Origin of the sequence: Halomonas sp. AOP7-B1-5 (genome assembly GCF_052353045.1) — a bacterium.
Classification (GTDB): domain Bacteria; phylum Pseudomonadota; class Gammaproteobacteria; order Pseudomonadales; family Halomonadaceae; genus Vreelandella; species Vreelandella colorata.
Map to the genome: position 1 here is coordinate 71,842 of NZ_JBQTDC010000001.1, position 25,383 is coordinate 97,224.

General features: G+C 55.2%; 22 protein-coding genes. 4 read left to right on the top strand and 18 right to left on the bottom strand.

Features of this window, described 5'->3' with window-relative positions; translation table 11 throughout:
* Positions 1 to 13: 13 nt before the first annotated feature.
* From kdsB to ACT3XD_RS00360, 5 genes are read right to left on the bottom strand one after another with little or no spacing between them, the layout of a single operon-like run.
* The gene (gene kdsB / locus ACT3XD_RS00340) at positions 14 to 784 is read right to left on the bottom strand and encodes a 3-deoxy-manno-octulosonate cytidylyltransferase (RefSeq protein WP_192537283.1); all 771 of its coding nucleotides are present in this window, start codon (positions 782 to 784) and stop codon (positions 14 to 16) included.
* On the bottom strand, positions 784 to 993 hold the full coding sequence (locus tag ACT3XD_RS00345; protein WP_018915794.1) for a Trm112 family protein: 210 nt from the start codon (positions 991 to 993) through the stop codon (positions 784 to 786). Before ACT3XD_RS00345 ends, kdsB begins: the two co-directional genes overlap by 1 nt.
* Before the next feature lie 13 nt (positions 994 to 1,006).
* Positions 1,007 to 2,002 (bottom strand): tetraacyldisaccharide 4'-kinase, encoded by a 996-nt coding sequence (lpxK, locus tag ACT3XD_RS00350; protein ID WP_192537281.1) that lies wholly within the window; start codon positions 2,000 to 2,002, stop codon positions 1,007 to 1,009.
* Positions 1,999 to 3,735: a lipid A export permease/ATP-binding protein MsbA gene (msbA, locus tag ACT3XD_RS00355; protein ID WP_192537279.1), complete on the bottom strand. Its 1,737-nt coding sequence runs from the start codon at positions 3,733 to 3,735 to the stop codon at positions 1,999 to 2,001. Before msbA ends, lpxK begins: the two co-directional genes overlap by 4 nt.
* Before the next feature lie 56 nt (positions 3,736 to 3,791).
* Positions 3,792 to 6,059 carry a DNA internalization-related competence protein ComEC/Rec2 gene (locus ACT3XD_RS00360; protein WP_192537277.1) on the bottom strand — a complete coding sequence of 756 codons (2,268 nt, stop codon included), beginning with the start codon at positions 6,057 to 6,059 and terminating at the stop codon, positions 3,792 to 3,794.
* A gap of 96 nt (positions 6,060 to 6,155) precedes the next feature.
* Here ACT3XD_RS00360 and ACT3XD_RS00365 point away from each other — a divergent pair, with 96 nt between their 5' ends.
* Positions 6,156 to 6,707: a DUF2062 domain-containing protein gene (locus tag ACT3XD_RS00365; RefSeq protein ID WP_192537276.1), complete on the top strand. Its 552-nt coding sequence runs from the start codon at positions 6,156 to 6,158 to the stop codon at positions 6,705 to 6,707.
* Here ACT3XD_RS00365 and ACT3XD_RS00370 read toward each other — a convergent pair.
* Together ACT3XD_RS00370 and ACT3XD_RS00375 are read right to left on the bottom strand one after the other, a co-directional pair.
* Positions 6,704 to 7,465: an ABC transporter ATP-binding protein gene (locus ACT3XD_RS00370; protein ID WP_407648019.1), complete on the bottom strand. Its 762-nt coding sequence runs from the start codon at positions 7,463 to 7,465 to the stop codon at positions 6,704 to 6,706. The two genes, ACT3XD_RS00365 and ACT3XD_RS00370, sit on opposite strands and share 4 nt — an antisense overlap.
* A gap of 10 nt (positions 7,466 to 7,475) precedes the next feature.
* On the bottom strand, positions 7,476 to 8,717 hold the full coding sequence (locus ACT3XD_RS00375; RefSeq protein ID WP_018915789.1) for a lipoprotein-releasing ABC transporter permease subunit: 1,242 nt from the start codon (positions 8,715 to 8,717) through the stop codon (positions 7,476 to 7,478).
* A gap of 225 nt (positions 8,718 to 8,942) precedes the next feature.
* Here ACT3XD_RS00375 and ACT3XD_RS00380 point away from each other — a divergent pair, with 225 nt between their 5' ends.
* Complete coding sequence (locus ACT3XD_RS00380; RefSeq protein WP_192537274.1) at positions 8,943 to 9,998, top strand: agmatine deiminase family protein; 1,056 nt, start codon at positions 8,943 to 8,945, stop codon at positions 9,996 to 9,998.
* A 9-nt stretch (positions 9,999 to 10,007) separates the two neighbouring features.
* Positions 10,008 to 10,922: a carbon-nitrogen hydrolase gene (locus ACT3XD_RS00385; RefSeq protein WP_192537272.1), complete on the top strand. Its 915-nt coding sequence runs from the start codon at positions 10,008 to 10,010 to the stop codon at positions 10,920 to 10,922.
* Between the two features lie 149 nt (positions 10,923 to 11,071).
* Here the strand turns inward: ACT3XD_RS00385 and ACT3XD_RS00390 are convergent, their stop codons facing one another.
* The 4 genes from ACT3XD_RS00390 to ACT3XD_RS00405 all read right to left on the bottom strand — a co-directional run bounded on the left by ACT3XD_RS00390 (position 11,072) and on the right by ACT3XD_RS00405 (position 16,613).
* Complete coding sequence (locus ACT3XD_RS00390) at positions 11,072 to 12,028, bottom strand: Nudix family hydrolase (protein WP_225736070.1); 957 nt, start codon at positions 12,026 to 12,028, stop codon at positions 11,072 to 11,074.
* Between the two features lie 129 nt (positions 12,029 to 12,157).
* Positions 12,158 to 13,387, bottom strand: a complete 1,230-nt coding sequence (gene argJ / locus ACT3XD_RS00395) for a bifunctional glutamate N-acetyltransferase/amino-acid acetyltransferase ArgJ (protein WP_192537270.1) — start codon at positions 13,385 to 13,387, stop codon at positions 12,158 to 12,160.
* Positions 13,388 to 13,421: 34 nt separating this feature from the next.
* The gene (gene secA / locus ACT3XD_RS00400; RefSeq protein ID WP_192537267.1) at positions 13,422 to 16,178 is read right to left on the bottom strand and encodes a preprotein translocase subunit SecA; all 2,757 of its coding nucleotides are present in this window, start codon (positions 16,176 to 16,178) and stop codon (positions 13,422 to 13,424) included.
* A gap of 72 nt (positions 16,179 to 16,250) precedes the next feature.
* The gene (locus tag ACT3XD_RS00405; protein ID WP_192537260.1) at positions 16,251 to 16,613 is read right to left on the bottom strand and encodes a hypothetical protein; all 363 of its coding nucleotides are present in this window, start codon (positions 16,611 to 16,613) and stop codon (positions 16,251 to 16,253) included.
* Positions 16,614 to 16,721: 108 nt separating this feature from the next.
* Between ACT3XD_RS00405 and ACT3XD_RS00410 the strand changes: the two genes are divergently transcribed.
* Positions 16,722 to 17,180: a DUF721 domain-containing protein gene (locus tag ACT3XD_RS00410; RefSeq protein ID WP_018915782.1), complete on the top strand. Its 459-nt coding sequence runs from the start codon at positions 16,722 to 16,724 to the stop codon at positions 17,178 to 17,180.
* Positions 17,181 to 17,282: 102 nt separating this feature from the next.
* Here the strand turns inward: ACT3XD_RS00410 and lpxC are convergent, their stop codons facing one another.
* The 7 genes from lpxC to murG all read right to left on the bottom strand — a co-directional run bounded on the left by lpxC (position 17,283) and on the right by murG (position 25,370).
* Positions 17,283 to 18,194: a UDP-3-O-acyl-N-acetylglucosamine deacetylase gene (gene lpxC / locus ACT3XD_RS00415; protein WP_018915781.1), complete on the bottom strand. Its 912-nt coding sequence runs from the start codon at positions 18,192 to 18,194 to the stop codon at positions 17,283 to 17,285.
* Between the two features lie 135 nt (positions 18,195 to 18,329).
* The gene (gene ftsZ / locus ACT3XD_RS00420) at positions 18,330 to 19,511 is read right to left on the bottom strand and encodes a cell division protein FtsZ (protein ID WP_192537258.1); all 1,182 of its coding nucleotides are present in this window, start codon (positions 19,509 to 19,511) and stop codon (positions 18,330 to 18,332) included.
* Between the two features lie 34 nt (positions 19,512 to 19,545).
* Positions 19,546 to 20,835, bottom strand: coding sequence for a cell division protein FtsA (gene ftsA / locus ACT3XD_RS00425; protein WP_192537255.1), 1,290 nt, complete (start codon positions 20,833 to 20,835; stop codon positions 19,546 to 19,548).
* Positions 20,836 to 21,145: 310 nt separating this feature from the next.
* The gene (locus ACT3XD_RS00430) at positions 21,146 to 21,859 is read right to left on the bottom strand and encodes a cell division protein FtsQ/DivIB (RefSeq protein WP_192537253.1); all 714 of its coding nucleotides are present in this window, start codon (positions 21,857 to 21,859) and stop codon (positions 21,146 to 21,148) included.
* Positions 21,860 to 21,868: 9 nt separating this feature from the next.
* Complete coding sequence (locus tag ACT3XD_RS00435; protein ID WP_192537246.1) at positions 21,869 to 22,810, bottom strand: D-alanine--D-alanine ligase; 942 nt, start codon at positions 22,808 to 22,810, stop codon at positions 21,869 to 21,871.
* On the bottom strand, positions 22,807 to 24,237 hold the full coding sequence (murC, locus tag ACT3XD_RS00440; RefSeq protein ID WP_192537328.1) for a UDP-N-acetylmuramate--L-alanine ligase: 1,431 nt from the start codon (positions 24,235 to 24,237) through the stop codon (positions 22,807 to 22,809). The genes ACT3XD_RS00435 and murC overlap by 4 nt, the downstream gene beginning before the upstream one ends.
* 35 nt (positions 24,238 to 24,272) lie before the next feature.
* A complete protein-coding gene (gene murG / locus ACT3XD_RS00445) occupies positions 24,273 to 25,370 on the bottom strand; it encodes an undecaprenyldiphospho-muramoylpentapeptide beta-N-acetylglucosaminyltransferase (RefSeq protein WP_318782738.1) in 1,098 nt (365 codons plus the stop codon).
* Positions 25,371 to 25,383 lie beyond the last annotated feature (13 nt).

The following is a 25,383-nucleotide window of genomic DNA, read 5'->3' on the forward strand; positions in this document are numbered from 1 at the left end:
TTAAAAAAATGTTTTAATCATCCGGCGTTAACAAAGCGCGTACGCGATCCAGATCTTCCTGAGTATCGACCCCGGCAGGATTAACCTCGCAGGCCAGTGCCACTTGAATTAGGTGACCATTGTGTAGCGCACGCAATTGCTCGAGCTGCTCTAACTGCTCAAGTGCTGACGCTGGCCAGTCACGATAAGCGGCTAAAAAACCTGCCCGGTAGGCGTAAATCCCGATATGGCGTAGCCAAGCATCCGTTTCAAGCATCGCAGGCGGTTGCTTGAACTGCTCACGATCCCAGGGAATCGGTGCCCGGGAGAAATACAGTGCGCGACCCTGCAAGGAGCGCACTACTTTGACCACGTTAGGATTAAACAGCGAATCGACATCGTTGATCGGTTCAGCCAACGTAGCGATAGATGCCTCGGGATCCTCAGCCAAGCGTAACGCTACCTGATCAATCAATGTAGGGGGGATCAGCGGCTCGTCGCCCTGCACGTTCACCACTAGCTCATCGTCATGCAACGCCAGGATTTGGGAAACTTCAGCCAGCCTGTCAGTGCCCGAAGCATGATCCGCGTGGGTCATGACGACTTCTGCTCCGTAGTGCACCATAGCGTCGCGAATGCGGGCATCATCGGTGGCGACTACCACGCGGCTGGCCTGACTTTGACAGGCGCGCCGCCATACGTGAGCAACCATGGGCTCACCGGCAATATCAAGCAGTGGCTTACCCGGCAGCCGGGTCGATCCAAAGCGGGCCGGCACAATGGCCGTAAACGTGGGAAACGCCATTACAGGTCTCCCGTGCGTCCTGGTGAGGTTGGCAGCTTTTCATCTGCATCCATTACCCGGGCTTCTTCAGGCAGCATCACGGGAATGCCTTCCTGTATCGGATAAGCCAGGCCATCGTAATGACAACGCAACTCTTGCGACTCGCGGTCGTATTTTAGCTTGCCGTTACATAACGGACAGACCAACATCGCCAGCAGTTCCTTATCCATGCGTGCATCCCCTTCAGGATAAAGCCGACAGTTTGACTGTCAGCCAGTGTTCGAATTCTAGCGGAAGCGTGGCTTCCACTTCTAATACCCAGCTATTGGACGGGGCAATCTCTTTACATTTCACCGCATCTTTGGCGGTCATGACCACGGGGCGCTGCTTAGCAGGGGAAAATATAGCCTCACTAAAGCGCTGGTGATCTGCAAGCGCCAGCATCTCGCCTTCCACACCCAGTTCGCGCAGCGTGGTAAAAAACCGCTCAGGGTTGCCAATGCCGGCAACGCCATACACAGGCAGACTAAAGGGTAACGGGGTTAGTGGAAAACGCTCACCATCTTTCAGGCGCCGCCAAGCGACCGGCATTAACTGCATTGAGGTTGCATCAATTGGCAGTGAGTGGCGCATTTCACCATTCACGATCACGCCATCGACACGCGCTAACCGCCGGGGTGATTCGCGTAGCGGCCCTGCAGGCAGGCAGCGTTGATTGCCCAGCCCCCGCGCGCCATCAATCACCACAAGCTCTATATCGCGCTCAAGCGCCAAGTGCTGCAAGCCGTCATCGCTTAAAATTATATCGCAGCCGAGATCCACCAGCGCCTGCGTGCCGCGGGCACGCTTTGGGTCTGCAACGACAGGCAGCGCGGTTTGCTGGGCAAGCATGACCGGCTCGTCACCGCTTTGTGCCGGGTCAGTAGCCGGGGTAACGTGAAGCGGGTAGTGTTCAGCGTTACCCCCATAGCCGCGGGTCACAATGCCCGGCGACCAGCCTTGTGCCACCAGCCAGCGGCCCAACCACGCGACCAAAGGTGACTTACCCGTACCGCCAAGCGTGATATTACCTACCACGATCACCGGTACCGGCGCTCGCCAGCTGACCTTTTTCCCACTGGCATACGCGGCTTCACGGCGCTTCATGATGTATCGATAAAGCGCCCCCAAGGGGCGTAACGGGATAAGCCAAGGGCTATTATGATAGCCCCCTTCAAGCCAGCGTTGGGCTAGCGTCATGGCGCTTCCTGGAACTGCAGTTGATGCAAGGCCGAATAGGCGCCACCCGCTTCCAGCAGCGCCTGATGAGTGCCCTGCTCAATAATCCGTCCTTGATCCATGACCAGAATACGGTCGGCGCGCTCAATCGTTGATAGCCGATGGGCGATTACCAGCGTGGTACGCCCTTTGCATACATGCTCCAGGGCTTTTTGAATATAACGCTCTGACTCGGTATCGAGTGCCGAAGTAGCCTCGTCCAAAATCAGTATCGGGCTATCTTTAAAGATCGCTCGGGCAATTGCCAGACGCTGCCGCTGGCCGCCAGACAGCATGACACCGTTTTCCCCCACTACGGTTTCATAACCTTGAGGAAGCTTTTCGATATACTCACTGGCATAGGCAGCCTTTGCCGCCGCTTCGATAGCCTGACGATCAGGATTCGACGTGCCATAGGCAATATTATCGGCAATCGTGGCGTTAAACAGCGTTACCTGCTGTGAGACCAGACCAATCTGCTGACGCAGGGGCCCTAACGCGTACTCATCAATATTCACGCCGTCAATTAGAATGCGCCCTTCATTGAGACGATAAAAACGCGGCAACAGACTGACCAGCGTTGATTTACCGCTGCCCGAGCGGCCCACGATCGCCACCAGTTCGCCTGGCGCGACGTGCAAATTGATATCGTGAAGCACGCCCGGCTGCTCGTCTGCATAGCGAAAGCTAACGTTCTCCAGGGCCACTTCACCGCGTAAACGCCCAGGTATGCGTGTGCCGGTATCCTGTTCGGGCGCCAAATCCATCAGCCCAAACAGTTCAGAGGCCGCGGCAATACCTTTTTGAATATCGCTATTAATTTCGGTGAGCTGACGCACTGGCTTGATCATCAGGGCAGCGGCCGTAATAAATGCCACAAATTCACCTGGAGTCATATCGGCCATTAATGCCGGTGACATGGCCAACCACACCAGCAGCGCCATGGAAATGGCGACCAGCATCAGAATGACAGGAGAGCTTATCGCTCGGGTCTTGGCCTCTTTCATGCTCTGCCTGCGGTTTTCTTCGCTTACGCTTTTGAAACGCTGCTTTTCGTAATCTTCCGCGCCGTGGGTGCGCACCACCCGATAACCCGACAAGCCTTCTGAGGCAACATGCGTGACATCGCCCATTGAGCTCTGAATCCGCTTGGAGATACTCCGAAAGCGTTTGCTGACATAGCTTACGACCGCGGCGATGACTGGCGTAACGCCTAAAAACAGCAGCGTCAGCATCCAGTTCGTCCAGAACAGATAGCCAATCAACCCGACGACAAACAGACCTTCGCGCAGAATAACGGTAACGGCATTGGTTGCCGCCCCGGCCACCTGCTCGACATGGTACGTTACCCGGGAAACGAGATGACCGCTTGAGTGCTGGTCAAAAAAGCGCCCTGGCAAATGCAGCAAGTGAGCAAATACATCGCAGCGCAACGTGTGGATGACATAGCGACCTACATACGCCATGTAATAGGTACTCAAAAAAGTACCCACCCCGCGCGCGGCAAACATTAAAACGACAAACAGCGGCAAAAATAGCCGAAAAGCCGCATCCGGATTTTGAATACCGTCAATGAGGCGTTTCATCATTTCCGCAAGCGCCGTACTGGATGCGGCATAAACCACAAATCCAATGACCGCTAGGGCAAATGCTCGCCAATGCGGTTTTACATAGCTCAGCAGTCGTTTATAAAGAACCCAACCTGAATCAGTCACACGCGCTCCTGGCAATAGTGTGCAATGCGCTGAATTCTACCTTATGGCGAGGCGCATCAACACCGCTTAGCGCTATCCGGTTGCGGGCGCATGGGTGTGATAATCACTGGATGATCTTTTTGCAGCCAAAAGCGCAGCGCACCATCGTGTCCCGTATTCCACAGGCAGCTGCCTTGTTTTCGAAAACGCCGTACCACATCATCCACTGGGTGCTGAAAAGGGTTGTTACGTCCAGCACTAAAAATAGCGTGATGGGGCGCGGCATGCTGAACAAACTGAACGCCGGAACTGGTGCGGCTACCGTGATGTCCGGCCACCAATACGCTGACGGGCAAATCAACATCGCGCAGAAAGCGCCGTTCGATATCGCGACTGACATCCCCGGTAATTAACAGCCGCTTTTCGCCTACGCTAACTTCCAGCACGCATGAGCGATCATTGGCGGAGTAAGTATTAGACCCGGCGGGTGGCCATAAAAAGCGATAGGCTATGCCATCACGCTGCCAAGCTTGCCCGCGCTCGCAGGCGGTGGCCATTACCGGCAATGATTCACCTACCGGTGCTTGCCAGCGCGCCACGCTGTGGTCTTCAAGCAACGCTCCAATGCCCCCGGCATGGTCGATATCGGCATGGCTTACGATCACTTGATCAAAATGCTGGTTAGGCGACCAAAGCGTTTGTAGCGGCATAAAGCCTGCCTGAAAACGCGGGCCCGTATCGTAAAGCAGGCGGTACTGCTGGCTGCGCAGCTCAACAAGCTGGCCTTGGCCCACGTCATGCACGGTCACGCGCAGCTTACCTTTGGGCATGGGCTCCTGAGGTGACCACCAGGGAAGCAACACCGCGAGCAGCACCGGTCCACCTCTTAACCAGGGAGGCACACTCGGCAGCCCCCAGCACAGCGCCAGCCATAAAAGCACACCGCTTAAGGGATAGATGAGCGTCTGGTCAGGCTCCCATAGCGGCCATAGCTGCACTACCTGGGTAAGCAAAGCGTAAAAAACGCCCAGCGCCTGCTCAAACAGCCACCAGACGCCTGTGCCAAGCAAGGGTAGCGGCGCGAAAATCCAACCCAACAGCGCCAAAGGCACCATCACAGAACTGACCCAGGGCACGGCGATTAAATTGATAAGTGGCGACGCAGGCGCGATACGTTCAAAGGCAATAAGAACGGCAGCCGCCATTAGCGGAGCCAGCAATAACTGTGAGCGCAGCAGTGCCCAGCACCAGCCTTTAATGCCCCGCGGCCGAGAGCGTCCCTGCCAGATAATAATCAACCAGCCAACGGCCAGAAATGAAAGCCAGAGTCCAGGGCGCCATAATGACAGCGGATCGATCACAACAACTAACCCAAGCGCCAGCCACCAGGCCTGCCAAATGCCCGGCGCATGCCGCCCGCTCAGCACCCAGAGGCCCACCAGCGCCATCACCATGGCCCGCATCGCCGGGGGTGCCAAGCCTGCCAATGACGCATACCCAACGGTAACCACCGCCGCTGCCCACCACGGCCAAGCGCGCATCCGCCAGTTGGTGGGAGTGATTAACCGTGACGCCATTCTCGCCAGAAGTAGCGCAAACCCGGCCACCAAACCAACATGCAAACCTGAAATCACCACTAAGTGTGTGGTTCCCGTGGCGTTGAGCAGCGCCCAGTCATCCTGGGTTAACCGGTCGCCCTCACCCAGCGTCAAGGCGGCCAGCCAACGGCGCGTCCGCTCGCTCAGTGGCTGGTTATCCAATACATCTAGCGCCATTAGGCGTACAGAGAAGCCAGCATCCGCCAGTTTTACCGCTGCTGGCTCCTGACGCACATACCCGGTTGCGTGAATGCCCTCTCGCCATAGCCACTGTTCAAAATCAAAGACATCAGGATTAGCAAAACCACTGGGGGGGCGCAGGCGCAGCGTCAAACGCCACTGCTCTCCGGCTTGATAAACGCTATCGCCATACGCCGTGACACGTACTTTTTGGAGCGCCCGGAAAGAAGGCGCATCGCTGGGCGCTTCACACGCATTAACGCTTAGCAGCAGCCGCTGGGAGCCACCGGATGCGGTGACGCTAAGCAGCGTGGCATCCACAACGACATCTTCACCATTGAGCCCAACCGGAAGCTGGCTAGCCCACTCCTGATGAATACCTACAAAAACCCAACCACCGATCAATAACCATATAGCCGCCTGAGGCCGCCAGACCATTAACAACAACGCAGCCAGCAAACCAACGCCTACAAAAGGATTAATGAGCCCTGTCATGCCGCTTACCCCAGCGATAATAGCGCCTGACAGGGCCGCCATTGCAGCCGGTATCGCAACGCCCAACGGCATACGACTCTCCTTGGCATAAGAACTTCACACACTCGGCATAGCCTAAGCACTACGCTATATGGATAATGGGTGCACTAATAGGCAAGAGTACCTGACATGCCGCGCCGTTTCCTGCAGCGCTATATGCCTAAACCCGATATGTTACGGCAGCAGCGATCTCTACGCTTTATGGCGCCGCTGATTGCTGACCCGGGTCTGTGGCTTTTAACTCGCCGAAGCGTTGCCAATGCGTTTAGCGTCGGCTTGTTTTGCGCCATGCTACCCATACCTTTTCAAATGGTGGTCGCGGCTATCGGTGCACGACTTAGCCGCTGTAACCTGGCCCTGTCGGTAAGTCTTGTCTGGATCACCAACCCCCTCACCATGCCGCTTATTTTTTACTGCAACTATCGGCTGGGTACCTTCATTCTCGGCGCGCCGGTACGCGAGGCGCCAACGCGTATTTCAACGCGCTGGATTGCTGAACAGATGCACGATATTTTGCCCCCATTGGTGGTCGGATCACTTGTTACGGCCATTGTTTTGGCGCTGGTGGCCAATGTCGGCATTCGCCTTATCTGGCGTTGGCACGTGTCCTATAACTGGAAACGCCGCCGCCAAAACAGGCAGCGGCGTCGGGCGCGGGTCGAATCTGAGTTCGATGATTAAGGCGTGCGGGGCTGCTCGATAAGCTTGCCTGCATCCAGTTTAAGCACCCTATCCTGATGCGCCGCCAGGCCCACGTCGTGGGTCACGATAACGAAGGCGCAGGCGCTCTCTTTAGCCAACTCATCCATCAAGGCCAGAATGGTCGCGGCGGTCGTTTGATCCAGGTTCCCCGTCGGCTCGTCCATCAGCACAAGGCTTGGATCAGTTACCAGCGCGCGGGCAATTGCCACACGCTGACGCTCACCGCCAGAAAGCTCGCCCGGCTTATGGTCGGCTCGCGCTTTCATCCCGACTCGCTCAAGAATCTGCATTGCACGTTTTTCAGCGGTTTTTTTCGACTGACCGCGAATAATCAATGGTAACGCTGCATTTTCAACCGCGGTAAACTCCGCCAGCAGATGGTGAAACTGGTAGACAAAGCCGATATAGCGATTGCGAAACTTCCCTAAGGCCGCCTCGTTTAATGTAGAAAGCGGTTCGCCCGCGATCACTACTTGGCCATTGCTAGGCCGATCCAGCCCGCCCAGCAGGTTAAGTAGCGTCGTTTTACCCGACCCTGAACTGCCCACGATCGCCACACGCTCACCGGCACGCACGGATAGCTCAAGCTTATCAAGCACGGTTAAGTCTTGCGGACCTTCGCTATAAACGCGTGTTAAATCATGGCAATTCAGCATAATGGGCGGCTCCTGAGCCTTTGCCCCGGAGCCTGGCGTAGCGGTAGACGACGCGGCAGTTAACGGCGTAGTAGTAGACATGGAAGCATCCTTATTCATAGCGCAGAACATCCGCCGGTTGAACACGAGCAGCGCGCCAAGCGGGGTACAGCGTGGACAGGAACGTTAGACCGAAGGCCGCCAATACAATGTTGCGAACGTCGTCCCACTGCAGTTGAGATGGCAAGTCGCTAATAAAGTAAACGCCTGCATCCAGGAACTGAATACCAAAGGCCGCTTCAAACCAACCGATCAGATCCGAGATTGTCAGCGCCAGCAAAATGCCCACGGCCACGCCAATGGCAATCCCCATCAGGCCAATGGCCAATCCTTGAACGATGAAAATACCCATGATAGAGCGTGGCGTTGCGCCAATGGTGCGCAAAATAGCGATATCCGCTCGCTTGTCGGTGACCACCATGACCAGGGTAGAAACAATATTGAAAGCGGCGACGGCCACAATAACGGTTAACAGCAGCGCAATCATGCGCTTTTCCATTTGAATGGCCTGGAAAAGGTTGCCATGCGAGGACGTCCAGTCAGTACCGCGGTAGCCCGGCCCTAAATCATTAACGATAGCCTGAGTTTCACTGCCGGCTATAAACAGATCGTTAAGCTCCAGGCGCAAGCCACCTACCGCATCGCCCAGGCGGGCCAGCGTTTGCATATCTTCAATATTGGCGTAGGCAAGATTGGCATCAAGATCAGCGCCAACGCTGAAAATACCGCTAACGGTAAAGCGCTTTAAACGCGGGAAAACACCTGCCGGTGTAATGGATGCTTCAGGCACCAGCAGCGTCACACGATCGCCGACGCCAACGCCCAACTGGCGTGCCAGCATTGAGCCAAGCACCACATTCCACTCACCCGGCACCAGGTCGGCAAGCGCACCTTGGCGCATATGCTGACCGATAATGGATACCTGATCTTCCCAATCAGGGTTAATACCGTTGACCATTGCCCCTTGGTTACGACCAGCGGCAGAGAACATACCCTGCTGCTCAACATACGGTGCTGCACCAATGACGCGCTCGCGCTGGATCAGCTCGTCGGCCAGCGCTTCCCACTCGACCATCCCTTGGGTTGCCTCGATTTTCGTATGCGGCACCATTCCTAGAATGCGCGTGCGCAGTTCGTGGTCGAAACCGTTCATGACCGATAACACCAGGATGAGCACCGCCACCCCCAGCATGAGCCCCAGCATCGATGTTAATGAAATAAATGAAATAAAGTGATTCCGGCGTTTGGCGCGCACGTAGCGCAGCCCCACCAGGAAAGGCAAACGATCAAGCATGGCGTCATTCCTTATTAATAAGCGCTCATGGTACGGTTTTTTTAGCAATACTGCATGTGCAAACGGCCATTAGAGCGACAGAATACAGGCCCGTTCCCTTAAACCACGTAGGGCTTGCAAGTTACCCCGCGACCCCCTACATTGCGCCCATTTACGCTGGCGCAATCGGCGAGCGTTTGTGTTTATCAAAAGATCTTACCAAGAGGCTCTGCGACGTTGGCTAACATGACTTATCGCCTGCTGCCTGAATGGCATCCACAAGACGGTTTACAGCTCACCTGGCCACGCCCTGATGGCGACTGGGAGTCGCTGCTATCGCGCATTGAGGCAACGCTTGAGCGCATTGTACTGGCAACCGTTCGTTATCAGCAGGTGGTTATCAGCATGCCTGATGAGGCAACCTGCGCCCGGGTGCGGGCAACATTCGATGCCTACGGCGTGCCGGCTCACAAGCTATTACTGATAGTGGCGCCCACGGATGATACCTGGGCACGCGACCACGGCCCAATCAGCGTGGTTGATGACGAAGGCCAGCCAGTAATGCTGGACTACACCTTCACCGGTTGGGGCGGCAAATTTCCGGCCAGCAACGATAACCAGCTGACACAAGCGCTAGCGGACGCAGGCGTTTGGGCGTGCCCAATTGCTTCACGCGATATGGTGCTGGAAGGTGGCGCGATTGAAACCGATGGTGAAGGCACGCTTTTAACCACTGAAGCCTGTTTGCTCAACCCTAACCGCAATCCGCATTTGACCCGACAGGACGTTGAAGCGCTGCTGGCTGACGACTTTGGCGTCGACCGCGTGCTGTGGTTAACCAACGGCCACCTAGAAGGTGACGATACGGATAGCCACGTTGATACATTGGCGCGTTTTTGCAATCCCACGACGATTGCCTATGTTCGCTGCGACGATCCGCAAGATCCGCATTATGCCGCGCTACAGGCCATGGAGCAGGAGTTAAAAGCTTTTCGGCAGCGTAACGGCGAAGCATACCGGCTTGTACCACTGCCTTGGCCACAGGCATGCTTTGATCCTGAAGACGGCCATCGGCTGCCAGCCACTTATGCCAACTTCCTGATTATTAACGACGCGGTGCTGGTACCCACCTATGGTGATCCAGCAGATACTTTGGCGCTCATGGCGCTAGCCGATGCGTTTCCAGACCATGCGTTGATCCCCATTGAGTGCTCAAGCGTTATTCGTCAGCATGGCAGCCTACACTGCTTAACCATGCAGCTACCCAAAGGTACGCTGACAGCGGCCTCTTCCAACCAGTAAGGAGCTACGATGTCTATAAAGTCGACAACTGACCTAACGGTTGGAATAGTTCAGCAGCCTGCCTGGCCCGATAAAGCGCAGAGCCTTGACGCCAGCGAAGCGGGCATTCGGGATGCGGTAAAGCGCGGCGCGCAGCTGGTCATGCTTCAGGAGCTGCATGCTACCCACTACTTTTGCCAGTTTGAAGACCCGGCGCTGTTTGATTTGGCCGAGCCGCTGGATGGGCCGACCGGCCAGCGCCTGGAAGCGTTAGCCCGCGAGCTGGATATCGTACTGGTGGGTTCACTGTTTGAACGACGTGCGCCTGGGCTTTATCACAACACCGCCGTGGTATATGACCGCGATAAAGGCCGCGTAGGTCAGTATCGTAAAATGCATATTCCCGATGACCCGGGCTTTTATGAAAAGTTTTATTTTACGCCCGGTGACCATGACGCGAGCCGTGCAGAAGGGTTTACCCCGATTGATACATCGCTTGGCCGTTTAGGCGTTTTGGTATGCTGGGATCAATGGTATCCGGAAGCCGCACGCCTGATGGCCTTGGCGGGCGCCGACTTGCTGCTTTACCCCACGGCCATTGGCTGGGACCCCAACGATGATATCGCCGAGCAGACACGTCAGAAAGATGCCTGGACGCTGATTCAGCGCTCCCACGGTGTCGCCAATGGCTTGCCGGTGATCGTCGCTAACCGTATTGGCTTTGAGGCCGACCATTCAGGTGTCGGTGACGGCATTCAGTTCTGGGGTGGAAGCTTTATCTGTGGGCCTCAGGGCGAGCTGCTTGCCCATGCAGGTGAAGAGGCCGAGCAGCTGGTCGTCACTATCGATATGGCGCGCTGTGAAAACACCCGGCGCATCTGGCCTTATCTGCGTGATCGCCGCATAGATGCCTATAGCGATTTAACCCGCCGCTTTCGCGATTAGGGTCGTAACAAGCTCATAAAGCAAACGCCTGCCAGATGACTCTGGCAGGCGTTTTTTTGGCGCTTATCTTCGGTACTAATCTTAGATGCTAATTTTAAGTGCTTATCTTAAGTGCTTATTTTAAGTACTTATCCTCAGCACGTAAAAGCTTACTTCCAGAAATCGCGAATCGAGGCGATACCCTGAGCGCCTACAGCACGGGCATGATTTGCATCAAAGCGGGTCATGCCGCCCAGCGCAAAGACCGGCATACCGGCACGCTCAACCAGCTGCTGGAAATCATGCCAGCCAATGGGGGCTACTTCTGGATGGGAAGGCGTTGTACGCAGTGGCGACAAAGTCACGAAATCACAGCCCAGTACGGCTGCTTTCGAAAGCTGGATCTGATCATGGGTCGATGCCGAAAGCCACTTCTGTTCCGAAATAGGACGTCGGTCCAGCTGCATTAACCGTTCACTGGTTAAGTGGATACCGTCAGCATCCACTTTTTCAAGCAAGCCAGGCTCACCGTTAAGCAGCAGGCTAGCGCCATGCTCACGACACATACGCAAGGCACGCTCGGCACGCTCAATGTAGGCGGCCTCATCAAGCGCTTTGGCACGTAGCTGCACAAGACGAATATTATCTTCTTTCAACGCCCGTTCCAGGAACGCATCAAACCGTGCTTCATCCGCCTCTTCACTGGTAATCAGGTACTCAGTGGGCAGCATGACGGCGCGCAGAATAGGCAGATTGGCGGCAGGGAACGGATATTTTACCAGCTCTTCCATCGGCACCCAGCGTACCGCCTGACCCTCGCGCCCAAACGGCTCGCCCGCAAACTCATGAACCTGCCAAACATCCAGCAAAATATGCTTGTCAGGATATTCATGGTGGATACGGATCAAAGGCTGGGCGCGAATAATCTCGACACCCAGCTCTTCGTGCAGCTCGCGCTTAAGCCCTTCAAGACCCGTTTCATAAGGCGCCAGCTTGCCACCGGGAAACTCCCATAAACCGCCCTGATCGACATTCGAGGGCCGACGCGCGATCAATACTTTTTTCTGATCGGCACTAACGATTGCAGCTGCCGCGACATGAACCCGTCGTTTTACCATTACATTCATTACGTCTTTATCCACTGTGTACGCGCTGGCAAGTTAATGCCAGCGCCAACTCGCTGCGTGAGCCCTTTTATGACTGCTGATCCAGCCTTTCGACTGAACTTAGCTACGATAACCCTAGCTAGGATAACCTTAGCTACGATAATCCGCGTTAATCGTCACATAGTCATGGGAAAGATCCGAGGTCCAAACGGTGGCGCTCTCGTCACCACGTCCCAGGCTGATGCGAATAGTGATCTCTTCTTGTGCCATCACCGCACTGCCCGCCTTTTCAGTGTAGCCGCTTGCCCGGCCGCCGCCTTCGACCAGACGAACATCAGCCAAGTCAATGACTACCCGACTCACGTCAAAATTATCCACGGGCGCCCGACCCACTGCGGCCAATATACGACCCCAGTTAGCGTCAGATGCATAAAGCGCCGTTTTAACCAGCGGTGAATGGGCAACCGTAAATGCCACATCCAACGCTTCCTGACGGCTCTTTGCGTCATCGACCTGAAGCGTGACAAACTTCGTCGCGCCCTCACCGTCACGAATGATTGCCTGCGCTAACGTGGTCATTACCTGCTGCAACGCATCACGAAACAGCTCGATATCTGCGTCATTAATGACCGCAGCCCCCGCCCCCGTAGCTGCCAGCAGGCAGGCATCGTTGGTGGAGGTATCGCTGTCCACGGTAATGCAGTTGAAGGAAGCATCAACGGTTTCGCGCAGCAGACGATCCAGCAACGACTGCTCAATCGTCGCATCGGTCACCACAAAGCCCAGCATGGTCGCCATATTCGGCTTGATCATGCCGGAGCCTTTAGTGATCCCGTTGATAGTGATCGTGCCACCACTCACGTCAAGCGTAATGCTTGCGCCTTTAGCTCGGGTATCGGTGGTGAGAATCCCCTCGCCCGCCTGCTGCCAGGCCTGGCTACCCTCGGCTGTTGAATAAAGCGCAGGGGCCAGGCCCGCCAGCAGCCGCTCCATGGGGAGCGGCTCACCAATGACGCCGGTTGAGAAAGGCAGCACCTGATGCTCTGCAACGCCCGCCTGTTCTGCCAACGCTTTGCAGCTGGCATAGGCATCTTGAAGCCCTTGTTTACCGGTGCCCGCATTCGCATTACCAGTATTCACCAGCCAATAACGCGGCGACTGACCGTTCTCGCGGCAGCGCTCGATATGCGCCTTGGCAACCGTTACGGGTGCTGCACAAAACGCATTACGCGTAAAGACACCGGACACCGCAGCTGATTCAGGCAGTTCAATCACCACCACGTCACGGCGACCCGGTTTTTTAATACCCGCCATTGCACTTCCTAGGCGCACCCCCGCAAGGGGTGGCATCACCGGAAAGGGACTTTTACCCACCGCCATGATCGTCTCCTCTACCTTTATTCAGCCCGCTTCGTTAGCTTAATTTTCCACAGCACTGCTTGTACTTCTTACCTGAGCCGCAAATACAGGGATCGTTACGCCCGACTTTAGGCCCTTCGCGACGTACAGGGCGTGCATCCATGTCAGCGTCATTGTCATCGACGCCACTCATTTCCGCTCCCGCTGCTGCATTCTCATTCGATGAAGCGTCATCGTGACGGGTAGCGGCGGCCGCTTTTTCACGGGCCAGCTCGTCACGACGTTTTTGCTCCAGCGCATCGACCTCTTCAGGCTGGCGTACCTGGACATGGCTCAAGATACGGGTAACGTCCGCTTTGATATTGGTTAGCAAGTGCTGGAACAGCTCAAAGGATTCGCGCTTGTACTCTTGCTTGGGGTTTTTCTGGGCGTAGCCGCGCAGATGAATACCGCGACGCAGGTGATCCATGGACTGCAAATGCTCTTTCCAACGCGTATCCAGAACCTGCAGCATTACTTGCTTTTCAAAGCGACGAATCAGAGTAGCCCCGGCTGCATCCACCTTGGCCGCATAGGCTTCCCGGTGCATGGTCTGGAGACGTTCGCGCAGTTTCTCTTCACTGAAACGCTCATCTTCAGCCGCCCACTCAACCACCGGAGCATCCAGGTTAAATTCCGCCTTGAGATGCGCTTCCAAGCCAGGCAAATCCCACTGTTCGGCCAGGCTTTGCGGTGGAACGAAGTCGCTGATGGAGTCTTCCATCACTTCTTCACGGATACCCACGATCGCTTCTGAAATATCGTCAGAGGCCAGGACTTCGTTGCGCTGTTCGTAAATAACCCGGCGCTGATCGTTGGCGACGTCATCATATTCAAGCAGCTGCTTACGGATATCGAAGTTACGTCCTTCAACTTTTTTCTGCGCCCGCTCTACCGCGTTAGATACCATCTTGTGCTCGATGGCTTCACCGCGCTCAAGGCCTAGCGCCTGCATCAGGCGTTTGACGCGATCAGAGCCGAACAGGCGCATCAAGCTGTCTTCCAGCGACAGGAAGAAGCGAGTCGAACCCGGGTCGCCCTGACGACCTGCACGGCCACGCAGCTGGTTATCAATACGCCGGGACTCGTGGCGCTCAGAGCCGATAACGTGCAAACCACCGGCTGCCAGCACGCCGTCATGGCGCTGTTGCCATTCGGTTTTTAACGCGTCAATCTGGGCTTGGCTTGGGTTCTGTAGCTTGGCAGCGTCCGCCTCCCAGTTACCGCCCAGCATGATATCGGTACCCCGACCGGCCATATTGGTGGCAATCGTAATAGCGCCAGGACGACCCGCCTGAGCAATAATTTCCGCTTCGCTTTGGTGCTGCTTGGCATTCAGAACGCTGAACTTGAGACCTGCATCATTCATCAGGCGCGCAAGATATTCTGACGTTTCAATTGAAGCGGTACCTACCAACACCGGGCGCCCTGCTTCGGTTTCGGTTTTAACGTCTTTGATAATCGCTTCGTATTTTTCTTCAGCGCTCAGGTAGACCAGATCGTTAAGATCCTTCCGTGCCAACGGACGGTTGGTCGGAATGACGATAACGTCAAGGCCGTAAATCTGGCGAAATTCGAACGCTTCGGTATCGGCGGTACCGGTCATACCTGCAAGTTTTTCATACAGGCGGAAATAGTTCTGGAAGGTCGTGGATGCCAGCGTCTGGCTTTCACGCTGAACGGTTACGCCTTCTTTGGCCTCAACGGCCTGATGCAGGCCTTCAGACCAGCGGCGGCCCGGCATCGTCCGGCCGGTATGCTCATCAACGATGACCACCTGATCTTCCGAAACGATGTAGTCCACGTCGCGGTTATACAGATAGCGCGCGCGTAGTGCAGAGTGCATATGTTGAAGCAGGTTAAGGTTTTGAGCCGCATAGAGCGACTCGCCTTCTTTAAGAAGGCCTTCCGCCTGCATCAGTTCTTCTACCTTGTTATGCCCCTGCTCGGTCAGCTCCACCTGTTTCTGCTTTTCATCCAGCACGAAATCGCCGGTAGCAGGCACATCGTCGTCTTCAGACACCTCGCCTTGCTCTAACTGCAAAGAGAGCTGGTTCGCGACGTTATAAAGATTGGTATTTTCATCCACTGCGCCAGAGATGATTAGCGGCGTACGCGCTTCATCAATCAGGATGGAATCGACCTCATCGACAATGGCGTAATGCAGGCCACGCTGCACCTTGTCTTCCAAGGAGAACGCCATGTTGTCGCGCAGGTAGTCAAAACCAAACTCGTTATTGGTACCGTAGGTGATATCGCACCGGTAGGCATGGCGCTTCTCTTCACCCGTCTGACCCGAAAAGATAACGCCGATGGAGAGTCCGAGGAACTCATACAGCGGACGCATCCACTCGGCATCACGGCGCGCCAGATAGTCGTTCACCGTCACAACGTGCACGCCCTTGGCGGGCAGCGCATTCAGATAAACCGCAAGCGTTGCGACCAGCGTTTTACCTTCACCGGTTTTCATTTCGGCGATACGCCCACGATGCAGTGTCATGCCCCCGACCATCTGCACATCGAAATGGCGCATCCCCATTACGCGCTTGCTCGCCTCACGTACGATTGCAAAGGCGTCGGGTAGCAGGTTATCCAGCGCTTCACCACTGCTCAGCCGCTGGCGTAGTTCTGCCGTTTTGCCCTGAAGCTCTTCATCACTCAGTTTTTCAAACTCTGCCTCAAGCGCGTTCACACCGTGAACGTTTTTGTGCATGCGCTTTACTTCACGGTCATTCTTAGAACCAACTACTTTACGTAACAAATTATTAATCATGAAATATCCACATCATCATGAGCGACCCAATGGGTTTCGCCCTGTTCCATATAAGGCAAATAGAGTGCGTTTTTAGTGAACCGTGAAATAAGCAGGCGGGCCACGCTGGGTAAGCACATCGCGCGCGGCCACCTGGCGCTTTATAAAGCGGTACGCAGGCAAGCTGTGACGCAGCACCCTCACCTGCTTGATGCGCCGCTGCCAACGCTTTAAGGCGCGCCGCCTTCTGGCGATCCATTGAGACTGGGCACGTAAAATAGCGGGCACCCACAAACAGACGCTAACGCTGCGTTCAGTACCGCGAAAAGCATCAGAAGGCACTAGACTGCTGGGTAAAAGACAGCTTACTAGGAGACCCGCCAGCCACCAACGCGCCAGGCCATAACGACGGTAACGTCGCGGCGAAGCATAAAAGGCATTAAGCGTTGAGGACATGCTGTGGGTTGGCTCCTGAGCGTGTTAGGCTCTGCTGATAAGTAGCTCGTCAAAAAATTTACATGGCTACTTAGTAATATTGAGAGGGTTATCCTAGGATTCAAGCGTATGAGTATAAAGGTTAAGCGTTCTCAGGCCCAGCCCATCGCCCGCCTGCTAAACAAGTCTGGCGATATTGGCCAGTTAATGCGCCAATCTCGTCTTATTGACCAGGCCCAGAGCCACCTACGCGCGCATCTGCCTGAAGAAATGCGCCAGCATATTTTTGTGGGCGGCTTTCGTGAAGGCCGCCTGACCCTTATCAGCGGCCAAGCCAGCTGGCTGACGTGGCTACGCTTTGAGCAGCGGCGTTTATTGACGCTGCTTCACCAGCTACCCGGCTTTGAAGCCGTAAGCGGCTTTACCTTTAAAGTTCGCCCCGTACACCCGGTTGAAGCCCCACTGCGCAACACGCGCAAACTATCAGCCAGCGCAGGTCAAACCCTGACGGAGTGCGCAAGCGACATGCAGAACCCCGCGCTTCGCAAAGCGCTTGAGCGCCTGGCATCCCACGCACCAGAGAAATAACAGTATTCGTGATACCTAGAAATGCAAAAGCACCGCCAAAGCGGTGCTTAACATCCAACCTGAACCGTGCCACAAGTTCGAATAGCGCTATTACCTAAGCCATCAGGCCATTGCGGGTGCCGCGTACGAAATAGGCGCGACGGCTTTCTCGCCTTCAAACGTCACAATCTCGTAAGCATCGGGCTGCGCCATCAGTTCACGACATAGCTGATTGTTCAGCGCATGACCGGACTTAACACCATGGAATTCGCCAATCAGGCTGTGGCCCAACTGATACAGATCACCAATGGCATCCAGCACTTTGTGTTTTACAAACTCGTCTTCGTAGCGCAGTCCGCCCTCGTTGACGATACGGTAATCATCGACAACGATTGCATTATCAAGGCTGCCGCCAAGAGCCAGGTTATTAGAGCGTAAAAATTCCAGGTCCTTCATGAATCCGAAAGTACGCGCCCGGGAAACTTCTTTCACAAAAGATGTGGTCGAGAAATCAATCAGGGCCGTTTGTTTCTGCTGCTCAAATACCGGGTGATCAAAATCAATCGCAAAAGAGACCTTGAACCCCTGATGAGGTAGAAAAACGGCTTCTTTATCGCCATCGCTAACCGCTACGCGACGCTTGATGCGGATAAATTTCTTTGGGGCATCCTGTTCAAGAATACCCGCCGATTGAATCAAAAACACAAACGGGCTAGCACTGCCGTCCATAATAGGAACTTCAGGCGCACTTAAGTCAACATACGCATTGTCGATACCCAAGCCTGCAAACGCAGACATCAGGTGTTCAACCGTTGCCACTTTGACGCCTTCAAACGAAAGTGCAGTGCAAAGCTTTGTATCTTCGACAAGCTCGGCACGTGCGGGTACGTGTACCACGGGATCCAGATCGGTTCTAACAAACACAATCCCGGTGTTTGCCGGCGCCGGACGCAAAGCCAAATGGACTTTTTTACCGGAGTGCAGACCCACTCCAGTGGCGCGGATGACGTTTTGTAGGGTGCGTTGTCTGATCATGGGCAGTGGTCGAACTCTAATGACGGCAGTACCGTAAGGAAAGGGGAAGTTATCAAACAGTGTTCACTTTAACAGCAAACGAGCGTTTTAACCAATAAAACACTCGTTTGATGTATTTGACACCGATTGAAACAATCAGTCAGCCTGACGGCGCAAGAACGCTGGAATGTCCAGATAGTCATCAGCATCAGCTGAACGGCTTTTTTCAGGCCGCGGCTTAGGCGCATGTTCCGGCGCTTCTGCACGAGCCGTGGCCTGCTGGCGCATTACTGTTGGCTGCTGGAGCTTGCGATAATCAGAAGAGTCCGTGGCGGAGCGGCGCACCGGCTCGCGCGTTGCTGACGCTTTAGAAGACTTGCTACCATCCAAGCCGGCAGCAACCACCGTTACACGCAGCTCATCGGACATTTCCATATCAATGGAAGTTCCGACCACGATGGTGGCTTCTTGCGACGCAAATTCCTGAACCGTGGCACCCACATCGTTGAATTCGCCAATCGAAAGATCCGGGCCAGCAGTAATATTGACCAGAATACCCCGTGCGCCATGCAGATCGATATCTTCCAACAGCGGGCTGCGGATAGCTTTTTCGGCTGCTTCGCGGGCACGGTTTTCACCGGTAGCCCCGCCTGTGCCCATCATCGCCATGCCCATTTCAGACATAACGGTGCGCACATCAGCAAAGTCGACGTTGATAATGCCGGGACTGGTAATCAGCTCGGCGATACCTTGTACGGCACCTAGCAGTACATCATTCGCGGCGCTGAACGCCGTGAGCAGCGTAGCGTTCTTGCCTAATACGGAAAGCAGTTTTTCGTTGGGGATAGTGATCAGCGAGTCGACGTGCTCGGAGAGCTCTTTCATGCCCTCTTCGGCCGCGCGCATACGCTTGGGACCCTCAAACGGGAAAGGCCGTGTAACCACTGCCACGGTTAGAATACCTAGCTCTTTGGCCACCTGAGCAACCACGGGAGCGCCGCCAGTACCTGTACCACCGCCCATACCAGCAGTGATAAAGACCATATCGGCGCCCTGCAATAGCTCGGCGATACGATCTCGATCTTCCATTGCGGCCTGGCGCCCCACTTCTGGGTTAGCACCAGCGCCTAGCCCTTTAGTGATTTCACTACCGAGCTGTAAGACTGTTTTCGCGGATACGCGTTTAAGTGCCTGGGCATCGGTATTGGCGCAAATAAACTCAACGCCTTCAATATTGCTTTCGACCATATGGTTGACGGCATTACCGCCGCCACCACCAACACCGACTACTTTGATGACCGCACTACTCGAGGGTGCGTTATCTACCAATTCGAACATAAGCCCCGTCTCCTGAACCGCGCTTGCGGCCCTGTCAGAAATTTCCTTTAAACCAGCCTTTAACTCTGGCCAGCGCCGAATGGCCTTCCTTGATATCACGCCGGGCAAGCTCGTTGCGTCCTTTATGGGCAGCAACCACTCCCCCGTGGCTTTCTAGACCTCGCCCATGACGCACTTCTTGCAACGCATAATGCAGTAAGCCGACACCTGTCGCATAAATGGGGTTACGCACGACATCTGCCAAACCTCGAACATTTTGCGGACAGGCGATACGAACCGGCATATGAAATATTTCCTCTGCCAGCTCACTCACACCTTCCATGCGTGAGGTGCCACCAGTAAGTACCACACCAGCGGCCACCATATCTTCATAGCCACTACGGCGTAATTCGTCTCTTACCAGTGTAAATAGCTCTTCATAGCGTGGCTCCACTACTTCAGCGAGCGCCTGACGTGATAAATCACGCGCGGGGCGGTCACCCACACTAGGAACTTTGATCATTTCATCGCTGGATGCCAGCTGCGTTAGTGCGCAGGCATACTTAACTTTAATCTCTTCAGCGTGCTGAGTTGGCGTACGCAAGGCCATAGCGATATCGTTGGTTACCTGGTCGCCAGCAATCGGTATAACCGCAGTATGCCGGATAGCACCTTCGGTAAAGATAGCCATATCGGTGGTTCCACCACCAATATCCACCATACACACACCGAGCTCACGCTCGTCTTCGGTTAATACCGCCATACTGGAAGCCAGCTGCTCCAGGATAATGGCATCAACATCCAAACCGCAGCGGCGAACACACTTCTCAATATTTTGTACTGCATTAAGTGCCGCAGTTACCAGATGAACCTGCGCCTCTAACCTGACACCCGACATACCCAAGGGTTCACGAATACCGCCCTGAGTGTCAATTGAAAACTCTTGAGGCAGCACGTGTAAAACACGCTGACCTTCTGAGACGGCCCGGGCTCTGGCGGAATCGATAACGCGGTCAATATCGGAGGGCGTAACTTCGCGCTCTTTAATAGCCACCACGCCGTCGGAATTCATCGAACTAATATGGCTACCGGCGACACCGACATATACTGAGTGAATATCGCAGCCCGCCATTAGCTCGGCTTCTTCCACGGCACGTTGAATGGACTGAACCGTTGACTCAATATTAATCACGACGCCACGTTTCATGCCCCGTGAGGGGTGGGAGCCGATACCCGCAATTTCGATGCCGCCATCATCGGTAGGTTGCCCGACGATTGCGACGACCTTGGACGTTCCAATGTCCAGCCCGACCACCATATTAGATGCATTGGGTGAGCCTGCCATGAGTCGGGAATACTCCTTATAATCTTTTTTTAAATAGTAAAATAAATAAGGGACACTTAACTCAACTCATCGCCTAATGATTACAACTTAGCAGTCAACAAGCGTTGATGACTAATTATCATTAAACGCCGATGAGAGAGAATAAACCCACAAAAAACTTTCACTGGCCCATAGTATAGAAACAATCGCCAGAATACGACTAGCGACACCCCACAATAATGGGCTTGGCAAGTAATTTAAACCCCATTAATGGGTTTTTCCACGTTGGCGATCACTAACTCTGGTTAAAAAGCGTTAAGTAAACCGAAGATTACTCTTCTGAGTCCTCAAAATCACTTTCACCATGCCAGGCAACTGCAACGCCATTAGGGTAACGCAGGTCAATATAGCGGATATGTTCGCCGGACCTGGATAGTTCTCGCTGCCAGGAAGCCGATAACCGTGCCAAACGCACCTCATGATCGCGTCTACCCAACATTACCCAGGCGCCGTTATCTAACTGTAACCGCCATGCTCCCCGCGGCTCTAAACGTAACTGGGCAAGCGACAGCGATAAACCTTCAAAGTGCGGCATTAAACGATGATAGTAACTTAAGACTTCTTCACTACTTCCATTAGGCCCAGCCAGATCAGGAAGCCCTTTGGGTACATCAATAGGCGCAAAGGAAAAAGGTTCGCCTTCTGGGTTAAGTAAAAAATCATCGTTCCAACGTGCAACCGGCGCTTGCTCAACCAACTCAAACACCAAAGCGTTAGGCCATTCACGGGAAATACGCACTTCTTGAAGCCAGCCCACCTGCAGGGCACGGTCACGTAAATCGCCCAAATCAGCCGACAACCATGTAGCCCCCTGGACCAATGGCGCCAGCTGAGTGCGCAAATAATCAGCGCTAACGTAGTCCCATTCGCCGCGAATCGATACCCGCTCGATGGGGCGATCGAGCCATAGCCATAGCGCGCGGCTTCCCGCTCCGAGCAACAGCGCCAGGAGTATGAGGCCAAACCAAGCATTACGCCTTTTCATAAGGCCTCTTCATGATGCGGCGCTCTGCTTGCCAGCCGTTTGCAGGATCTGTACGACCAGGTCATCAAATTCGATACCGGCATACGCAGCGGCTTGCGGTACAAGACTGTGATCGGTCATGCCCGGCACCGTATTGACTTCGATCAGCCAGAACTGCCCCTTTGCATCGCGCATGACGTCTACCCGCCCCCAGCCCTCACAGCCGATTGCTGCAAAGGCTTCACGGCACAGCCCGGCAAGCTCGGCTTCATCCGCGCCTGAGAGCCCGCAGGGCAAGTGGTACTGAGTGGTATTGGAAACGTATTTGGCCTCAAAATCGTAAAAGCCGCCGGGCACTTCTACACGAATGGCGGGCAGCACCTGCTCATTCAGCAGTGCCACGGTATATTCATCACCTACCACAAAGCGCTCGGCCATGACGCGGGCATCAAACTGAGCGGCTTCGCGGTAGGCGGCTTCCAGCGCCTCGCGCGTTTTGACGATACTGATACCCAGCGTGGAACCTTCATGCACCGGCTTTACCATCATTGGCAAGCCAAGCGTTGCCACGACACCATCCCAATCAGAGCCCTTATTGAGCATGATGCTTTCTGGGGTAGGCAACCCAATGGCCTGCCACACCTGCTTGGTACGCTGCTTGTCCATGCCCAGCGCCGAGGCGAGTACGCCGCTACCGGTGTAGGGAATGTTCAAGAGCTCGAGCGCGCCTTGCAGCGTGCCATCCTCACCGCCCCGACCGTGCAGAGCAATGAACACCGCCGAGGGTGCCAGCGCCTCTAGCCCGACCAACCCCTTATCACGCAGATCATAGCCTTCTGCGTTCACCTTCTGGCGCTTTAGGGCCTCGAGAACGGCCGCGCCACTTTTAAGCGACACTTCACGTTCAGCAGAGGAGCCGCCATACACCACGACTACGCGAGAGCGATCCACTTGGGCGTTATCTGCGCTCACAGCTCTACCTCACTTAATACCAGTTCAGCCTGGGCTAAAGAGAGCGAAATCCCGCCAACATCGCCCGCCCCTTGAGTAATTAAAATATCGTTTGGACGCAATACGTTCGCCAGCAGTGCGGGTAATTCCTGCTTATGCTCGATAAACAGCGGATCCACTTCGCCACGCTGGCGAATCGAGCCGGCAAGCGCACGCCCGTCAGCGCCAGGTATAACGGCTTCACCGGCACTGTAGACATCTAGAAGTACCAGCGTATCGACCTGTGAAAGGACCCTAACAAAATCTTCATACAAGTCACGCGTCCGGCTATAGCGATGAGGCTGATAAAGCATGACCAAACGACGCTCCGGCCAGCCTGCACGCACCGCTTTGATAACCATATCCACTTCACGGGGATGATGGCCGTAATCGTCTACCAGCATAATTTCGCCGGAGGCTTTAGGCGCCGGAAAATGGCCGTGAACCTGAAAACGCCGCCCTACCCCGGCAAAGCTTGCCAAGCCACGCAGGATAGCCGCATCGCTCACGCCTGCATCGGTTGCGACCACAATCGCCGCCATCGCGTTTAGCGCGTTATGCCTCCCTGGCATGGCCAAACAAATATGCAAAGGCTCGGCGCTACCAGGGCGCAGCGCGGTAAACGTGACTTCACCGCCCTGCTGGGCAAAATCCACAATGCGGTAATCCGCATCGGCGTCAAACCCATAGGTCACAAACTGCCGTTTAACCTGCTCACACAGTTCACGGACGTGCGGGTCATCAATACACAGTACGGCCAGTCCATAAAAAGGCAGATTATGTAAAAACTCGATGAAGGTGCTTTTTAGACGCTCAAAATCGCCGCCGTAAGTAGCCATATGATCCGCGTCGATATTGGTTACAATCGACATCATCGGCTGAAGATGAAGGAATGAAGCATCCGACTCATCGGCCTCAGCGACCAGATAATCGCCTTCACCCAAGCGGGCATTCGCGCCGGCGCTGGTTAAACGCCCGCCAATCACAAAGGTCGGGTCCAGGCCGCCCTCGGCCAACAGCGTCGCCGTCAGGCTCGTGGTTGTGGTTTTACCATGCGTTCCAGCGACCGCAATGCCATGACGAAAGCGCATTAATTCAGCCAGCATCTCAGCGCGCCGCACCACGGGCACGCGATGCTCATGCGCCCAGCGAATTTCAGGATTGGTCGTATCCACGGCACTTGAAACAACGACTACGTCCGCCCCTTCCACATTGGCTTCAGCGTGGCCAATATCAACGCGAATACCGCATTGGCGCAACCGCTCGACAACGGAAGAGGCTTTCATATCACTGCCGCTAACCTTGTAACCTTGGTTTGCCAATACTTCGGCAATACCACACATACCCGCACCGCCAATGCCTACAAAATGGATGTGCTGAATACGGCGCATCGCTGGGCCGCTGGGCATACTCCGTTGCGGTAAGGGCTGAGTTACTGAGTCGGTCACACTGCTTCTCCTTTCGGTAATATCGCCAGACATCCTTCGGCTAATCGCTCAGTGGCGTCTAAATAGGCCGCTTGGCGCGCGCGTGATGCCATCAGTGCTAGCGTCGCGGGCTCTAACAAGTCGCTCAAGTAATGCGCCAACCGATCAGGCGTTAACGCAGACTGGACAACACACAGGGCTGCACCGGCTTTGACCAATACATCGGCATTAACCCGCTGATGGTCATCCACCGCAAACGGAAAAGGCACCAGCAGTGACGGCTTGGCTGCCGCGGCAAGCTCCGCTACCGTCAACGCGCCTGACCGACATACCACAAGGTCAGCCCAGTCATAAGCCGCCGCCATATCATCAATAAAGGGCGTCACCTCAGCGTCTATACCGTATTTGGCATAGCCTTCGGCTGTTAGCACATCCCGCGACTTGCCCGCCTGGTGGCGAATTTCAGGACGCGTTTCAGTCGGCAAACTGGCAACCGCCTGAGGCAAACGCTCATTTAAAGCTACCGCCCCCAGGGACCCCCCCACCACCAACAGGCGCAGCGGGCGGCCCTGCAGCACTTGCACGGTACGCGGCGTTTCACCCAGCGTGGCAATTTCTTCGCGCACGGGGTTACCAATCACCTCAGCACGCTCGCCAAACGCTTCGGGAAAGGCGGCGTAACTGCGTGTGGCTAAGCGTGATAACACGCGATTGGTTAGCCCCGCGACGGCATTTTGTTCATGTACTACCAGCGGTATACGCGACAGCCAGGCGGCAAGCCCACCGGGGCCACTGGCAAAACCACCCAGCCCGACGACCAGCTGAGGTTTAAACGTGCTAATAACCTGGCGTGCCTGCCATACCGCCCGGGTAAGGTTGACCGGTGCTTTGAGCCATCCAGCCGCGCCATTACCGCGCAATCCGCTCACCGCAATAGTGTGCAGCTTGATACCAGCGTCAGGCACCAGCCGGTTTTCAATGCCGCGGGGGCTGCCCAGCCACTCAACCTCGATATTCTGTGCTTTGAGCGCACGAGCCAGAGAAAGCGCGGGCACGACATGCCCCCCGGTTCCTCCTGCCATGATTAAAACGCGCCGATGTGCGTGCGTCGTCACAAACGACTCCTTA

Bases quoted from the DNA above. Each gene is read 5' to 3' on its own strand.
- lpxC (WP_018915781.1), bottom strand. From the start codon at position 18,194: ATGATCAGACAACGCACCCTACAAAACGTCATCCGCGCCACTGGAGTG.
- ACT3XD_RS00380 (WP_192537274.1), top strand. From the start codon at position 8,943: ATGACTTATCGCCTGCTGCCTGAATGGCATCCACAAGACGGTTTACAG.
- ftsZ (WP_192537258.1), bottom strand. From the start codon at position 19,511: ATGTTCGAATTGGTAGATAACGCACCCTCGAGTAGTGCGGTCATCAAA.
- ACT3XD_RS00390 (WP_225736070.1), bottom strand. From the start codon at position 12,028: ATGAATGTAATGGTAAAACGACGGGTTCATGTCGCGGCAGCTGCAATC.
- ACT3XD_RS00385 (WP_192537272.1), top strand. From the start codon at position 10,008: ATGTCTATAAAGTCGACAACTGACCTAACGGTTGGAATAGTTCAGCAG.
- secA (WP_192537267.1), bottom strand. From the start codon at position 16,178: ATGATTAATAATTTGTTACGTAAAGTAGTTGGTTCTAAGAATGACCGT.
- ACT3XD_RS00405 (WP_192537260.1), bottom strand. From the start codon at position 16,613: ATGTCCTCAACGCTTAATGCCTTTTATGCTTCGCCGCGACGTTACCGT.
- ACT3XD_RS00375 (WP_018915789.1), bottom strand. From the start codon at position 8,717: ATGCTTGATCGTTTGCCTTTCCTGGTGGGGCTGCGCTACGTGCGCGCC.
- ACT3XD_RS00410 (WP_018915782.1), top strand. From the start codon at position 16,722: ATGAGTATAAAGGTTAAGCGTTCTCAGGCCCAGCCCATCGCCCGCCTG.
- murC (WP_192537328.1), bottom strand. From the start codon at position 24,237: ATGCCCAGCGGCCCAGCGATGCGCCGTATTCAGCACATCCATTTTGTA.
- ACT3XD_RS00430 (WP_192537253.1), bottom strand. From the start codon at position 21,859: ATGAAAAGGCGTAATGCTTGGTTTGGCCTCATACTCCTGGCGCTGTTG.
- lpxK (WP_192537281.1), bottom strand. From the start codon at position 2,002: ATGACGCTAGCCCAACGCTGGCTTGAAGGGGGCTATCATAATAGCCCT.
- ACT3XD_RS00360 (WP_192537277.1), bottom strand. From the start codon at position 6,059: ATGCCGTTGGGCGTTGCGATACCGGCTGCAATGGCGGCCCTGTCAGGC.
- ACT3XD_RS00370 (WP_407648019.1), bottom strand. From the start codon at position 7,465: ATGTCTACTACTACGCCGTTAACTGCCGCGTCGTCTACCGCTACGCCA.
- argJ (WP_192537270.1), bottom strand. From the start codon at position 13,387: ATGGCGGTGGGTAAAAGTCCCTTTCCGGTGATGCCACCCCTTGCGGGG.
- ftsA (WP_192537255.1), bottom strand. From the start codon at position 20,835: ATGGCAGGCTCACCCAATGCATCTAATATGGTGGTCGGGCTGGACATT.
- kdsB (WP_192537283.1), bottom strand. From the start codon at position 784: ATGGCGTTTCCCACGTTTACGGCCATTGTGCCGGCCCGCTTTGGATCG.
- ACT3XD_RS00345 (WP_018915794.1), bottom strand. From the start codon at position 993: ATGGATAAGGAACTGCTGGCGATGTTGGTCTGTCCGTTATGTAACGGC.
- ACT3XD_RS00365 (WP_192537276.1), top strand. From the start codon at position 6,156: ATGCCGCGCCGTTTCCTGCAGCGCTATATGCCTAAACCCGATATGTTA.